General features: G+C 35.4%; 15 protein-coding genes and 2 tRNA genes. All 17 read right to left on the bottom strand.

The window, feature by feature from the left end; translation table 11 throughout:
* Window positions 1–43: 43 nt before the first annotated feature.
* Window positions 44–1,081 (bottom strand): SRPBCC family protein, encoded by a 1,038-nt coding sequence (locus LC814_RS00700; protein ID WP_226064434.1) that lies wholly within the window; start codon window positions 1,079–1,081, stop codon window positions 44–46.
* Between the two features lie 81 nt (window positions 1,082–1,162).
* Window positions 1,163–2,431: a glucose-1-phosphate adenylyltransferase gene (locus tag LC814_RS00695; protein ID WP_226064433.1), complete on the bottom strand. Its 1,269-nt coding sequence runs from the start codon at window positions 2,429–2,431 to the stop codon at window positions 1,163–1,165.
* A 330-nt stretch (window positions 2,432–2,761) separates the two neighbouring features.
* Complete coding sequence (locus LC814_RS00690; RefSeq protein WP_226064432.1) at window positions 2,762–3,355, bottom strand: ankyrin repeat domain-containing protein; 594 nt, start codon at window positions 3,353–3,355, stop codon at window positions 2,762–2,764.
* A 492-nt stretch (window positions 3,356–3,847) separates the two neighbouring features.
* A tRNA-Asp gene (locus LC814_RS00685) sits at window positions 3,848–3,921 on the bottom strand.
* Window positions 3,922–3,952: 31 nt separating this feature from the next.
* Window positions 3,953–4,026 (bottom strand) — tRNA-Asp (locus LC814_RS00680).
* Between the two features lie 128 nt (window positions 4,027–4,154).
* A complete protein-coding gene (gene trxA, locus LC814_RS00675) occupies window positions 4,155–4,472 on the bottom strand; it encodes a thioredoxin (RefSeq protein WP_226064431.1) in 318 nt (105 codons plus the stop codon).
* A gap of 70 nt (window positions 4,473–4,542) precedes the next feature.
* Window positions 4,543–5,718 carry a cysteine desulfurase family protein gene (locus LC814_RS00670; RefSeq protein WP_226064430.1) on the bottom strand — a complete coding sequence of 392 codons (1,176 nt, stop codon included), beginning with the start codon at window positions 5,716–5,718 and terminating at the stop codon, window positions 4,543–4,545.
* A gap of 39 nt (window positions 5,719–5,757) precedes the next feature.
* Complete coding sequence (locus LC814_RS00665; protein WP_226064429.1) at window positions 5,758–6,345, bottom strand: HAD family hydrolase; 588 nt, start codon at window positions 6,343–6,345, stop codon at window positions 5,758–5,760.
* 25 nt (window positions 6,346–6,370) lie between these two features.
* Window positions 6,371–7,096 (bottom strand): SDR family NAD(P)-dependent oxidoreductase, encoded by a 726-nt coding sequence (locus LC814_RS00660; RefSeq protein ID WP_226064428.1) that lies wholly within the window; start codon window positions 7,094–7,096, stop codon window positions 6,371–6,373.
* Between the two features lie 58 nt (window positions 7,097–7,154).
* A complete protein-coding gene (locus tag LC814_RS00655) occupies window positions 7,155–8,468 on the bottom strand; it encodes an FAD-binding oxidoreductase (RefSeq protein ID WP_226064427.1) in 1,314 nt (437 codons plus the stop codon).
* Window positions 8,468–9,352 carry a decaprenyl-phosphate phosphoribosyltransferase gene (locus LC814_RS00650; RefSeq protein WP_226064426.1) on the bottom strand — a complete coding sequence of 295 codons (885 nt, stop codon included), beginning with the start codon at window positions 9,350–9,352 and terminating at the stop codon, window positions 8,468–8,470. Before LC814_RS00650 ends, LC814_RS00655 begins: the two co-directional genes overlap by 1 nt.
* 86 nt (window positions 9,353–9,438) lie before the next feature.
* The gene (locus LC814_RS00645) at window positions 9,439–10,131 is read right to left on the bottom strand and encodes a YiaD family glycine zipper/OmpA-like lipoprotein (protein WP_226064425.1); all 693 of its coding nucleotides are present in this window, start codon (window positions 10,129–10,131) and stop codon (window positions 9,439–9,441) included.
* Window positions 10,132–10,150: 19 nt separating this feature from the next.
* Complete coding sequence (locus LC814_RS00640; RefSeq protein WP_226064424.1) at window positions 10,151–10,630, bottom strand: lipocalin family protein; 480 nt, start codon at window positions 10,628–10,630, stop codon at window positions 10,151–10,153.
* A 105-nt stretch (window positions 10,631–10,735) separates the two neighbouring features.
* A complete protein-coding gene (locus LC814_RS00635; protein WP_226064423.1) occupies window positions 10,736–12,436 on the bottom strand; it encodes a S8 family serine peptidase in 1,701 nt (566 codons plus the stop codon).
* Between the two features lie 5 nt (window positions 12,437–12,441).
* Entirely contained in the window at window positions 12,442–13,053 is a 612-nt protein-coding gene (locus tag LC814_RS00630; RefSeq protein ID WP_226064422.1) for a WbqC family protein, read from the bottom strand.
* 47 nt (window positions 13,054–13,100) lie between these two features.
* Window positions 13,101–14,753, bottom strand: a complete 1,653-nt coding sequence (lepB, locus tag LC814_RS00625; protein WP_226064421.1) for a signal peptidase I — start codon at window positions 14,751–14,753, stop codon at window positions 13,101–13,103.
* Window positions 14,754–14,824: 71 nt separating this feature from the next.
* Window positions 14,825–15,529 (bottom strand): 4-hydroxy-tetrahydrodipicolinate reductase, encoded by a 705-nt coding sequence (gene dapB, locus LC814_RS00620; RefSeq protein WP_226064420.1) that lies wholly within the window; start codon window positions 15,527–15,529, stop codon window positions 14,825–14,827.
* Between the last annotated feature and the right edge of the window lie 2 nt (window positions 15,530–15,531).

Genomic DNA, 15,531 nt, shown 5'->3' with positions numbered 1-15,531 from the left:
AAGTACTAAAGGCAATTGCGAGATAAAAGCCGTGCAAAGGCTTTTATTTGTAAACTGGCAAAGATAATTTTAAAACAACCTGAGCATCGGTATTCGGTTCTTCTAAAAAAATTTCCTGCAAGGTCCCACTTCGAAGACTGTCTTTTCTCGCCTGATTTACAAGTTGCTGTATTGATTTTACACGACTGGCGTACGTACCGCGATAAAAGATGACATAGTTTTTGGAGGCATTTAAAGTTCTAAAAGTAAAATTATTATCTGATATCGGTTCCTTTTTAGGAAGTGGAACTCCATAAAAATAAGACACTTCTTTTTCTTTAAAATATTCTGGTGTCGTCAGCAAAATGGGTTCGCCATATTCATCCTCTTTTTTTCCCAAATCCATTTTAGCATAATTCAAAACCTTGTTGTGATTAACTACAATATTTTTGAAGAGCGCATCCTTGGTGTTTTTTGCACTTACATTAATACCAAGTAAAATTTGACTATCTTGATTTTCCACCAAAAGGGTATCAAATTTCAGGTTTTCCCGTAAGTTATCTTTTTCAATTTTATTACTCAGCAAATGGGCGAGGTTTACCATACTTTTATCAATAGTTTCCAGCCAAACATCTTCTGAAATTAAATTTAAAGAACGTTTCAAATAGGGTTGTTTTGGCGTTTGAATAAACCAGATAATTTTGGTTTTTTCTCCGAGTGGAACAAATTTTAGATCGATAAGATATGGGGTATTATTTTTCCCCTCATAAAGTTGGAGCTTCAGCGTTTTATTAATATTGACATACCTGATAAAAAGATCGCCTGATATATCTTCATCTTTGTGATCCACATAAGCCAGCGAACTTCCCTTTCCTTCATACGGTGTAAAAAATTCTATTGACATGTTTTTATTATCCGAGAAAAACGTATTCCAAAGCGTGAAATTCTGGAGATTACTAAACTGTGGAAAAACTTTTTCTACAGGATAATTAATTTCTTTTTCTACCGTAAAATTTTTATTTTCTGGTACGAAAATCATCGATATCGCATACACAATACCTAAAAGAAATAACAGGAAGACCGCAATTTTTATCCAACGCATGGCGCAAAAATACGTAAAAACATACGCAAAAAAAACACGGCAATAGAAATTACTGCCGTGTGAATGCTCTGTTATAAAATATTAAGGAATTTGAGTTCCCGGACGTATTACAGCGTTTTTCTTTACTACCACAATTCCATCTTTAATGGAATGGGTGTCAAAATCACCATCTTGCAAATGATGACCGCCAATTATACGTGCGTTATCGCCAATCCGACAATTTTTATCAAGAATTGCACGCTCTATATAACAGTATTTTCCTACGCCCAGATTTGGGCTGCCATCTTGATCATTTTGAACAATCTCCTTGGTATCCTGATAAAAATCGGCACCCATCATATAGGTATTCATCAATGTACTGCCTTTATCAATTCGGCTTCTGTTACCGACGATCGAATTTTCAATTTTATCGGCCATTACAATACATCCGTCCCCAAATATCGCTTTACTTACGTAGGAACCCAAGATTTTGGAAGGTGGCAGCATTCTCGCACGAGTATATATCGGCCGGTTGCTAAATAAGTTGAAATAAGGAAAATCAGTCGTTAAATTTAAATTAGCCTCAAAAAATGACTGAATGGTTCCGATATCGGTCCAATATCCTTCATATTGAAAGCTCAAGGTTTTGTAAGTTCCAATACCATTCGGAATAAGTTCGCCGCCGAAGTCATCACCTGGATCCTCCTCAAACATTTTTTTCAAAACGGTTTTACTGAATACATAAATTCCCATTGAAGCCAAATATTCTTTGCCTTCATTTTTATTTTTTTCTGAAACCTCAGATCTCCAGTCATGAAGCATATCTCCTGTCGGCTTTTCTGTGAAGGAAGTAATATTTCCTTCCTCATCAGATTTTAAAATACCAAATCCGGTAGCATCATGAGCATTTACAGGAATCGTCGCGATCGTAATATCACCTTTATTTTTGCAATGAAAATCGATCATCTCCCGGAAATCCATTTGATAAAGTTGATCACCGGAGAGAATTAAGATATAATCATATTCATACTTATCCAAATGTTTCATCGACTGCCGAACGGCATCAGCAGTACCTTGATACCATTGATCATTTTCCACGTTTTGCTCCGCTGCTAGAATATCAACAAAACCTCTGCTAAAAATATCGAAGTGAAAAGAATTTTTAATATGTGAATTTAGTGAGGCAGAATTGAACTGCGTGAGCACCAAAATCCTGTTAAACCCCGAATTTAAACAGTTGGAAATGGGAATATCCACAAGTCGATATTTTCCTGCAATCGGAACCGCAGGTTTGGACCGTGTACTAGTTAGAGGAAATAACCTGGTTCCTCTCCCTCCTCCGAGAACTATAGATATAACACTGGGTTTCATATAATTTTTTTTTATAATTTGTGAAAAGATGCTGACTAACAATATTACTGATTTTCTGCAATTAATCAAAATATAAAAGGCTGAAAAGTTCTTATTTCAGCAAATTAAAACTGGTTTACGAAAAGAAATTTTGTAAAAATTGCAAAAATGAAATTTAGGGTAGAAAAAAATTCCTCAAAATAATTTGAGAAATTAAAAGTCTTTAATACTGCGATAAATTAATTTAATGTTTGAAGATTGGTAAGGTCTGCCGCTGCAACTTTCAACACTTGAAACTTGTCACCAGTTTTAGTAATACATGATATACCGTACGCTTACAATAAAATTGGACTACGACTTGATTATATTTACAATCTCAGTGAATCCTCGTGATTTTGCGTGCTGTAAAGGAGTAATTCCATCATGATCAGGAATATTCATTTTCGCACCGGCATCTTTCAGAATTTTTACGATCTGTTGATATTTTATGCTACCGTCTCCTAATATAACAGCTTCCATTAATGCCGTCCAGCCTAATTTATTAATGTGATCGATGGGATAATTTTTAGTATTGGCCAATAATTGAACTGTTTCTACATGACCACGTTCGCAAGCAGGTATCAGTGCTGATCCATAGTATCTGTTGAAAATGTCAAATCGTGCTCCATTTTCTATAAATAATTTTAAAAGTTCGGTTTGTCCCGTTGCTCCTGCGTACAGAAAAGGACTGTCTAAATTATCAGCTTGTTGATTCACATCTGCCCCATGTTTAACAAGTAATTTCGCCATATCTTCATACTGTTTGGTCGTGGCAATCAGCAGTAATGAATTTTTGTTTGAATCTGTAGTATTAACATTTGCACCATTTTTTAATGCTGCTTCGACACTTGGCAAATCATTTTTCTGAACCAGATTAATGAGATCTGACTTAGTTATAGTTTCCATTTTCATTATTTCATTGGTATTTGACGTGTGACAGTTAAGAAGTAATAGTAATAAAATTGTGATCGTTTTCATCATTAATTAATTTAATACACAACAATTTCCTTGTGTATGAGTGCTTTATGGGAGAGATTCGTGATATGGGTTATACAGAGCAAATTGATTAGGCCGGCAGAAATAAGGTTTTTCCGCGTATTTTTAATAGTTGAATTTAATTCTACAGAAGCTGCCATAACCTTATTCAAAAATCCAGACACGATAGTGAGTCCAGCGACACCAAATGCAGTGTTTTTTAAAAATTCTTTACGTGTTATGCCGGAATTTTTCATCATTTTTAATTTTAGACAAATCTAATAATAAAGAAAATGTAGAGAAATTGATTGTAAGAGTTCTCAAAACAGAAATTAGCAATTAGTGCTTTCAGTTTGGAAAGTACGAATTAATTAAATAGAATTTCACCAAAAAAAAATCTCTCAAAAAAATTTGAGAGATCTGCGATCCGGACGGGATTCGAACCCGCGACCTCCGCCGTGACAGGGCGGCATTCTAACCAGCTGAACTACCGGATCAATTTTTTGAAAAGTAATTGTAAACTTTTTGCGATCCGGACGGGATTCGAACCCGCGACCTCCGCCGTGACAGGGCGGCATTCTAACCAGCTGAACTACCGGATCTTTAGAATAAAAAGAACTTCTTTCTTTTTGGTGAGTGCAAAAATACAAATTTTATGATACTCTACAAACCTTTTTAAAAGAAAATGCTTTCCCAAGAAGGAAAGCACTCATTTTCAAGGCTCTTATTTCTACAAGTGTGCCGATAATTTTTCGGTAATCACTTCTTTTGATGCAACTCCTACGATTTTATCAACAACTTCACCATTTTTAAAGATTAAAACTGTCGGGATATTTCTAATGCCATAATCTACAGAAACCTGCTGATTATTATCTACATCAACTTTCCCGATGATTGCTCTACCTTCAAAGTCAGCAGCAACTTCTTCGATAATTGGTCCGAGCATTCTGCATGGTCCGCACCATACTGCCCAAAAATCTACCAATACCGGTTTATCTGAATTCAATACTGTTTCTTTAAACGATTGATCTGTAATTTCTAATGCCATTTTATATAATTTTTAAATTTTAAGTATGAGAGGACAAATTTACAATTTTCCTACTAATTTATTTAATCGGTTATCTATGTTCGATATCAGAATTTTCTATTTTGAAAGTCTCTGCAATCTCTTCAAGTGCCTGTACCAAAGAATCAATCTCTTCTTTTGTCGTAAGATGACTGAAAGATACACGCAAAGGAGTTGTAGTATTCATTTCTTCCTCCTCCAGAATCATCATCATCACCATTGATGGCTTAGATGCTCCCGAAGAACACGCACTACCCTGCGAAATTGCAATTCCTTTCATGTCCAATTTCAGACCGATCATAGGATCTTTAAAAGGAAGAAGAACACTTAAGACGGTGTATAAACTCGCATCCATTTCTGCACTTCGTCCATTAAATTTCACCCCATCAATTTTTTGGGTCAATTGATCAACAGTGTATCTTTTAATTTCTTTAATGTGACTGGAATATTGCTCCATATTATTTAGAGAAAGTTCCAAAGCTTTACCTAGGCCAACAATTCCACAAACATTTTCAGTCCCGGCTCGAAGACTTCTCTCTTGCGGTCCGCCTGTGATAATTCCTTTTAAACCAGATGATTTTCTCACGAACGCAAAACCGCTCCCTTTCGGGCCGTGAAATTTATGAGCGCTGCATGACGCAAAATCAACATTGATGTCGGAAAAATCCATTTCCATATGTGCCATAGATTGTACAGTATCGGAATGGAATAATGCGTTATTAGCTTTGCAAATTTCTGCTGTTTTCTTAATATCAAGCAAGTTGCCAATCTCATTATTAGCGTGCATCAACGTAACCAAAGTTTTCTTATCTGATTTCTGAAGCGCCTCTGTAAGTTGATCCAAATTGATATCGCCGTGAGTGTCTGGACGAAGATAAACCACTTCTACCCCTTTTCTCTTCTTCATGTCGAGTACTGTTTCAGCAACGCACTTATGTTCCAAAGGTGACGTTATAATTCGCTCTACACCTAAGTGATTTACACACGATTTGATGATCATATTATTCGACTCTGTACCACATGAAGTAAAAATAATTTCTGCTGGACTAACATGCAGATAAGTTGCTACTTCTCTGCGTACATTTTCCAGTAAAATTTTAGCTTCCTGACCAAAGCTGTGGGTGGATGACGGATTGCCATAATTGGTTTTTAAAACACCGACCATAACATCGATAACTTCCTCGGAAAGCGGCGTTGTTGCTGCATTATCCAAATAAATTTTATTCATTGAGCACTTTTTCTTTATTATTTTTTTCGGAGGTTAAATTTAATGAAAAAATTTAAACTGACCTTCATCTGCCCATTTCAACATTGGCCCATCTCCATCGGTATCTCCGAAGGCGATAATTTTATCATATTTCGTGGAAGAAATCGCTTCTTTTATTCGATTTACTTTTTCCAGGCCATTGCAATTCTTGCCTATAAAATTACCTGTAAATAGATCATCAACAAATTCTGCCTGCGTCGCCTGAAGTTTCATTTCAAAATGATCTGCAAACGGCTTAACCCAAATATCAAGTGAAGCCGTAATGATCAAACTGTCGGTCTGCTGCCGATCTATATTGTTGATAAATTCCAAGGCATTTTCGCGCATCACCTTTGGATAATACTGTTCGAAAAATTGCTGTGATTTTTCCTGAATCCTGGTTTTTCTCTCCCCTTTTAATAGAGATGAAATAAAACTTTTCTTCACCTTTTCAGCATCCATTAATTTTAACTTTAATAAAATAAATAATGGAATATGCTTAATAAACTGCAATTTGAATTTGGTCGAATTATAAAAATTTAAGTACAAAAACATGGTGTCTTTGTACGTTAATGTTCCATCGAAATCAAAACAGTATAATTTTTTCATTTTTATTTTATAGGAAAATTTTAAATTAAAGCTTTAATTTCTTGAATATAAATTCAGGGATATTTCTAATAATCAGCATAATAAAACCCCATATAGGCAGAACATAGGCTGTATTTCTTTTGTTTTTATAGGCTTGATAAATTCCGTCTGCGGCTTGTTTAGGTGTTGCGGTTAATTTCGGATTGAGAGGAAATCCTTCCGTCATCTTTGTAGCCATAAACCCTGGTTTGATAGTTAAAACATGAACTTTTTTATCAAACAAATAATTCCTCAACCCACTCAAGTAAGCTGTTAATCCCGCTTTTGCACTGCCGTAGATAAAGTTACTTTGGCGTCCTCGATCTCCAGCGACAGAAGAAAGTACGATCATTGTTCCCGTCCGCTTTCTCTCCATCTTATCTGCAAAATAGTTGAGTACGGGCACTAATTTCGCGTAGTTTACATCAATAATATTTTGTGTATTTCTATTATCATATAAACCTTCTTCGGTGCCCATTCCTAAAAAGCCAGTTGCGCAGAAAAGTAAATTTGAATTAATATGTTCAAGACTGGAATAGTCAATGGATATCAACAGATCCAAGTCAATAATCTCAGATTGCTGAACATATTTCACTTCGAGATGTTTTGCAAATTTCTCTGTAGTCTCTCTGTTAGAAGTGAAAAGGAATATTTTTGAGTGTTTTTCACCCGATTTTAACAATTTTTCTACAAAGGCCTGTGCAACTTCTGAATTGCTTCCTAAAACGATCATATCTTTTCTGAGGGATTTTTGAAATTAAGCGGATAATTGACAATTTACTTTATGATCGTCAGCCATTGTGAATTCTTTTCGATTGCAAAGAAACAAATTTCGAGTTATTCACATTTTTCAGATAATTTACGAGGGAAGGTTTACTCATCGAATCTTTGGTTAAATAAATTCTTCCGCCATACTGCTCTACTATTTGATCTAAACTTTCAACGAGTTTTTTTAATTTTGAATTGATTTTAAAATCAAGCGCTAATGTATATCCTTCAAAAGGAAAGGAATTATAAGCCGCTTCATTATGCTTTCCAAAAAGTTTCAGAACCGCGAGGAAAGAGCCGTTCCCACTTTCTGCAATGGTTTCTAAAATTTTCTTCATTCCCTCTTTTCCATTAGATTTCGGCAATACCATTTGATATTGAATAAATCCCTTTTTACCATAAATACGGTTCCAGTGATTTACGATATCCAAAGGATAAAAGAAAGTCTCATAATGAACAATATTTTTAACCACTTTTTTAGTCTGTTTTTTAAAGTAAAAAAAATTAAAAAGTTTCACCGCGAGATTATTCAATACAAAACCTGGGAAATAAAACGGCACCGTCGGCGATATTTTTTTCTCCATATTTAAGGGATTATTCTGTAGATTTTTAGGCAATTGATGTTTAAAGGCATGTTCACCTCGCATCAATATACTTCGGCCTAAGTTTTCACCTTTTTGCAAACAATCTATCCAGGCGACGTTATACGTCCAAGTTTCACTTTCATCAAAAAGTTGAAAAATTTCATCTAGATTTTCTGCTTTGATGCTTTCTTGTCGAATATAGGAGGTTTCAATATTCTTTAACTTAAATTTCGCTGAAAGAATAATTCCAGAAAGTCCCATTCCGCCGATCGTCGCCCAAAATTTTTCTGAATTTTGAGTGGGAGAACAAATGAGAACTTCGCTATTTTCGTTGAGTAAAGAAAACTCCAGAACGTATTCAGAAAAACAGCCTTCCATGTGATGGTTTTTTCCATGAACATCTGATGCAATGGCGCCACCTACAGTAATAAATTTAGTTCCGGGCGTTACGAAAAGAAAATAACCTTGTGGAATGATAACTTCCAAAACATCGGAAAGTAAAACACCTGATTCACACTCAATAATACCATTAAGCCGATCAAAACTTATAAATTTGTTTAATCTTTTGGTTGAAAAGATATTCTCCGCTAAAGAAGCATCACCATAACATCTGCCATTTCCGCGCGCGATAATTTCATGATTGGTGCGAACGAACTCTTGTATTTTTGCTAATGAATCTTCGCTGCGAATTTCTTTCTCCACTACCGGAAAATTACCCCAATTTGATACTTCTCGCTTAAAATTTGGTTTCATTATTTAAAATAAATTTGTAATAAAAATGCAGCCAGCCAAAGGACTAATGTCACTTGAATGTATCTGTCTTTGTATATAATTTTGGTGGGAGATTCTGTTTTATTGTAGACCAAAGTTTGCTGAAGATACCTTAAAAAGGCAAAAACAACAAAAAATACCGTATAAAAAACCCGTGGATGAAATCTTTGCTGCACTTCTGGCGAAAGGGTAAACATTAAATAACAAACAATTGCCAACGCACAACTGATGGAAAGGGCAATATCTGCAAACTGAACGTTATACCCATCCAAAGATTTTCGTGTTCTACCGGAGATTTGTGCATTTACAAGTTCTCCCCGTCTCTTTCCGAGGGCTAAAACCAAAGCTAAAACAAACGTAAGTAAAATCGCCCACTGCGAAATTAAGATACCCGTTGCATAACCGCCCGCCAATACACGCAATACGAATCCAACCGAGATAATGCAAACATCAACAATTGCAACGTGTTTCAGTTTAAAAGTATAGGCAAGATTCATTAAAAAATAAAAAGCAATAATCACCGTGAATTGCCAGTAATCCTGCGAAAATAGGTTTCGCATCATCACTACCGAAACGGTAACCAAAGCGAGTAATACTATTAAAATGATCCGGGCAGAAGATTTAGAAATCGTTCCATTTGCAAGCGGACGGAATTTCTTTTCCGGATGTTTACGGTCGGATTCAATATCTGAATAATCATTAATGATGTAAATGCTGCTCGCTACCAACGAGAATGTAATAAAAGCAAAAACACTTTTAATAAAAAGTTCGGAATTGGTAATGTTACCCGAAAAAAACAAGGGTGCAAAAACAAATAGATTTTTCACCCATTGCTCTACACGCAGCAGTTTTAAATATTTATTCATCTATAGACAATCAGGTGCGAAAATAGTGATTTTATAATAAAAAAATCCGCCGAAGCGGATTTCTATAAGTAATATTGAATTGAAAATTAATCTGCTGTTTTAGCATCATTAATCATATTTTCATTTGCTGTAATTGCAAACTCTACCCGTCTGTTTTGTGCTCTACCTTCATCGGTATCATTAGAAGCAATTGGTTCTTGCTCACCCATTCCCATTGTAATCATTCGCGAAGAAGCCAAACCTTTAGAAACCAAATAAGTTTTTACAGCAGCTGCTCTCCGATCTGATAGAGAAAGATTGTAATTATCTGATCCTTTACTATCAGTATATCCGTAAATATTAATGTTCGTATCAGGATTATTTTTAAGAACCTCAGCTAATTTGTCGAGATTCATCTGCGCTGATGAAGTAAGATTTGAAGAATCAAAACCAAAGTTAACCATGTTTTCTTTCATTGTCACTTTAATACCTTCTCCTACTCTTTCTACTTCGGCACCTGGAAGCGTTTCTTTAATTTCTTTCGCTTGTTTATCCATTTTGCCACCGATTACATTACCAGCAACACCACCAACAATACCACCTAGTACAGCACCAACTGGCGCATTTTTACCTTTACCGATATTGTTACCTAGGATTCCACCAATAACTGCTCCAGCAGCTGTACCGATTACAGTACCTTTTTGTTGATTATTTGCATTTTTTACAGTATCACAACTTGTCATCATTAAAGATGTTGAAATGAATAACGCTGCAATATTTGTTTTGTTAAAAAGATTCATATTTTTATTTTTTAATTAATTATTTCATTGAACTTCTCTCGAAGTTATAAACCACTCTCACATTTTGACCATCTGCAGGAATGTTTTGTTCCAAGCTGAATTGATCAGCAGTTTGATTGATTAGATTTAAAGAATAACCTGATATTACAGCTTTTGCTTTAGAACCTTCTACTAACTTTTTAAATTTAAATTCGCTGCCATTTACCACTTCAAATTTGATGGGCTGAATTACACTTGGGCAATCTCCGCCACCATTAATCGTGTAAGATCCCGTCCAGTTGTTTGGAATTAATGTCCACTGACTTCCTACAAAACATTGAGCATCTGCATTTTCATCAAATGGTTTTACTTTGTAATTGTTGTCGTAATTAACACTTGTAATTTGCCAATCTCCCTTTAACTTCATAAACTCTGCACGATTGGACTGCGATGTTTTTGCGGTGGAACATGAAACAGTCATTGCTGCTCCAATTATTCCGGCTAATATTAAATTTCTCATAGTATAAAATTTATTTCTTGTTACTATGTACAAAAAACCGTGCCATTGTGATATAAATAAAAAAAATCCGACGAATCGGATTTTTTAGTAATATGCTTGGTAGATTTATTTTCTCGCTGTTGCTTTTCTCTTTTTTGCAGGAACGATTTTCGTCGGTGAAGGTTTATAGAAATGTGTGTATGCATATTCTGCGGCCTTTCTTACATCGATCACACCGCCAGATTCAGAAATTAAATCGAATCTGTTATTTTCATTCGAATTAATCATTGCGTTTACAGATGATTTGTTACTTGTTTTTACAAGAGATTCAATAACCTGCGCGGGAGTCATATTTGGCATATAAGCCATTAATATAGAAGCTGCACCCGCAACTACAGGAGAAGCCATCGATGTTCCTTGCAAATATTCATACTTTCCGTCTGGAACAGTAGAATAAATTTTTGAACCTGGCGCAAATACGTTAACCATTTTCTGATTGTAATTGGAAAAATCTGATCTTAAAAACTCATTATCATTGGTAGAAGATCCTACAACGATCATATTATTTACGAACGGTTTTTCATCAGTTACTTTCTTAAAATTGGTAGGGAAATAAACATTATCTGCGATATTTTCATTTTCATTTCCGGCAGCTTTTACAAGAAGAACGCCTTTATCTTCTGCATATTTAAATGCATCCCAAACAACATCTTTACCTGGTGAGACTGGTTTACCGAAACTCATATTCAAAATTTTAGCGCCATTATCAACCGCATATCGAATTGCATTCGCTACATCTTTATCACGCTCATCACCATTTGGCACTGCACGAACAGTCATAATTTTAGCAGTTTTGTATCCTACGCCGTACTGTACGTTATCACCATTTGGCAAGCCAGCAATAATACCGGCAACGTGTGTCCCATGTTTTGCATCAGGACCTTCAAAATGGTTATTTCCATAATTTTTCTCAGCATAATTGTCATAATTATCACCAACAATTGAAGCGCGAGGATCGTAATCTAAATTATACTGTTTCATCGCCTGCGGCTCATAATAGTCCAAGGCTTCTTTCATCTGAGCAGATAAAAAAGTTTGAACTTCGGCTGGCGATTTGCCAGCGATTGCAGGATCTCGGGAAATTTGACCTAAAATTGAAATTGCCATTGCCTGCTCTGGTGTACTTGGTTTAATGGTTGATACAACTTCCGGAGTTAAATTTTGCCCATTCAACATTGCAACCATTGAAGGAATCATTTCGTTGATTCTTTTGTAAGTCTCATAGCCTTGTTTTGCCTCTACGCTTTTTTTAGTGAAAATCTCTTTCGACTTCATATACATATCAAACTCTGTTGGCATTTTTGCCTGGTTTGCTTTGTTTTTTGTTGAATCAGGACCTTCGAATATATTCTGAAACTTTTTAACAACACGTGTTACCTCCATGTTATCTACATCAACATCTCCGTTTTTTCCGCCGCTAAAATTCCAGCCGTAAACATCATCAATGTATCCATTACCGTCATCGTCTTTTCCGTTATTGGGAACTTCATTCGGATTTTTCCACATATTTTTAATTAAACCTGGATGATCCACTTCCACTCCGCTATCTAAAACACCTACAATTACAGGTCGTGGTTTTAAACCTTTAGCTTCAAGATATTTATATGCATTTTGAGTATTTACCCCGTAAACATTAGAAGAACCAAAATCCTGATGATACCACGTCATCAAGTTTTTATCTTTCATTGGATCTACAGGAGTTTCAGCTTTTTGCGCGAAGGTTGCAAAACCTGTCATAAAGTATGCGGCAATAAGTATTTTTTTCATATGATTTATTTAAATTTGATATTCTTAATATAAGTCAAGGATTCAGGACCTTTGTTACAGATTAAATCCAAAATCGAAAGATCTGGAAGAAAACCATATTTATCAGAAAAAGACTGAAAGTATTCTTCTAGATCCACTCCAATTTTTTCTTTTGCGGAAAAGTGATTTCTGTAATTTAAGCTTTCCGGTTCTCGTATGTATTCTTCCGTTAATGTAAATTTTTTTTCAATTTTCAGAATCTTTTGGATAACTTTTATTGCATGTAAGTTAAATTCTAGAAGAGATTTTGTCTTAAGAGTATAAATTTCTGCCAGTTGGTCTTCGTAAAATTCAAAGTAAGGAGTTGTCTGGTAAGCTGTTTTAATGGATTTCCAATGTATTTTTTGCCATTTTTCCCGTGTAGAAACTTCGATATCTTTTAGAAGTCTTGTTCCGTTATGATTCATCGGAATTATTAATGATAACTTTCCATTTGCACCATATATATTTGTACGGTTGCGGTAGGTTTGCTTTGGAAAATTCTCATACTGTTCGAAAATAATTTCATTTTCTGGATCCACAAAAAAACTGAACCAGGAAATAGGTGGAAGATAAAATATAGGAAGTAAAATTTTCATATCGGAATCTAATTATTTGAAAAGGCGCGAATCACCGCGCCTTTATTTTAGTTTTCTGAATCTTTTTTCTTAAAGAGTTTTAAAATATAATCCCATCCAAAGAATATAATAAGCAATAAGGCTGCGATCCACCAGTACGATGTTTTGTTCGCTTCTCCGGTATTGGTTGCCTTAAACATACGGTCCCAGCGAATTGTCTTGCCGGCGGGCTGATAAGATGAACTGTTATCGGCAAAAAGACCTTCAACACTTAACCACGTAAACATGGGTGATCCTACTATATTCTCTTCTGGTACAAAACCAAAGAAACGTGCATCCAAAGAAGCATCACGATTGTCACCAATCATCATGTAGTAATCCTGTTCTATGGTATATTGCGTCGTTTCCTTACCATCAATAAATATTTTTCCGTTCTTATTTTCCAGATGATGATGTTCATATTCTGAAATAATCCATTGATATTCTGGCAATGTTTCTTGATTTAAAATCACGACATCTCCCTTTTTCGGAATCCTCAACGGACCATACCAATCTTGATTCCATTTTTTATTAATGGGAAATATCGATTGAGTGGTATCTATATTTTTAGTGTAAGCGTCCCGCTCCGCATTAACTTTATAAGAAACTGCAGCCGAATCTTTCGGCCAAATATGTTCTTTTAATTCTATAATTTGAGGCAATTCAGCAATTTCTTTTGCTGTCTGATCTGTTAAACCTTGAAAATCATAAATAAATCCGGATTGCGTTTGCACCTCCTGTACAGGTAAGAACCCATAAGTTTTGTACAAGGCTAGAATATCAAGCTGGCTTCCCGTCGTAGCAATATATTTGTGCTGTTTTAGTTGATCTCCCAAGATAACCTCTGGCTTTCCGTTTACGAAAAGTCTTCCGGCACGCATCTCCATCACATCACCTGCAACCGCGACACATCTTTTTACGTAAGGATCTTTTCGGTCTGTTGCAGTATGCACAGAATCTTGTGGATAGTTGAAAACGACAATATCATTTTTCTGTGGTTTTTTAAACTGCAAAATCCTTTCATAAGGTAATTTTACGGCTTCCACATAGGATTTAGGATCATCTTTTGGATTGCCTTTCTGTCCTGTATCCATGATGGTTCCCTGTAAAAATGGTATTGCTAAAGGTCGCATGGGCATGCGGAAACCATATGTCCATTTGTTTACAAAAAGGAAATCACCTACCATCAAAGTCCTTTCCATTGATCCTGTCGGGATTCCGAAAGGTTGAGTGGCAAAAACATGTATAATTGTTGCAAAAACTACCGCAAAGGTAATGGAGCCTAAAAAAGTTTCTTTCTTTTTAGATTCTTTTTCTTCGGTTGTCAGATATAGATCATCTTCACTCTCAACCTCAACTTTCTCTACATAATTCACAAAAGCCATATAGATGAATGGCAGAATCACCGTAAGAAGTTTTTGCACAAAACTTGATTTGCCAAAATGCTTCATTAAGAATAAATGGAAAACCGTCATCATTATTGGTCCAACGATAGGCAGATAAGCCAATGCGACCCACCATTTGGGATGACCAGTTTCTTTCTGAATCAGATAATAATTATAAAAAGGTACAAAAGCAAAAATAGGATTATAACCCATTTTTTTAAAGAGTTTCCACGTAGAAATTCCCATCAAAACTGACAGGATAATGACGTAAATTAAATAAGTAAGAAAGTAATTCATATTGTTTTGCTTATCGCTATTAGTTTAGAAATGAGAACTTTTGTTACAATTCGCCAATTTTAAGAAGTAAACTATTTATTAAAGAGTACATCCTGCATCGAAAAGCTTCCCGCCTTCTCAATAATCCATTCCGCAGCTATTACAGCACCAACTGCAAAACCATTTCGGTTGTAAGCGGTGTGCTTAATTTCGAGTTCATCTACATTGCTACGGTAAAAAATACTATGAGTTCCCGGAACCTCTTCCTGGCGTAATGCAAAGATTCCCAATTCTTTATTTTGAGTTTCATCGAGCTTCCACGCATCGAACCGGTGATTATTTTTTATAATTCCCTCTGCTAAAGTAATGGCCGTTCCACTTGGCGCGTCTTTTTTCTGGGTGTGATGAATTTCCTCTAGTTGAATATTATATTCAGGGAAATCTTTCATCAGTTTTGCAAGTTTCTCATTTAAAGCGAAAAACAAGTTCACGCCTAAAGAAAAATTCGAACCGTATAAAAATGCGGTATTATTTTGTAAGGCAATCTCGTCGATTTCAGTTTTATGATCAAGCCAACCTGTTGTGCCACACACCACAGGAATATGATTTTCAAGGCAAATTTTAATATTATTAAAAGCAACTTCGGGATTTGAAAATTCGATGACAACATCAGGACTGTTTAGATTTTCCGCAGATGGTGTTTCATTGAGGCGCGCAACAATTTGATGACCTTTTTGCGTTGCAATTTCATCAATGATTTTTCCCATTTTTCCGTAACCAACTAATGCTATTTTCATGC

The sequence above is a fragment of the Kaistella polysaccharea genome, assembly GCF_020410745.1.
GTDB lineage: Bacteria > Bacteroidota > Bacteroidia > Flavobacteriales > Weeksellaceae > Kaistella > Kaistella polysaccharea.
This window is presented reverse-complemented; position numbering and strand designations above follow the sequence as displayed.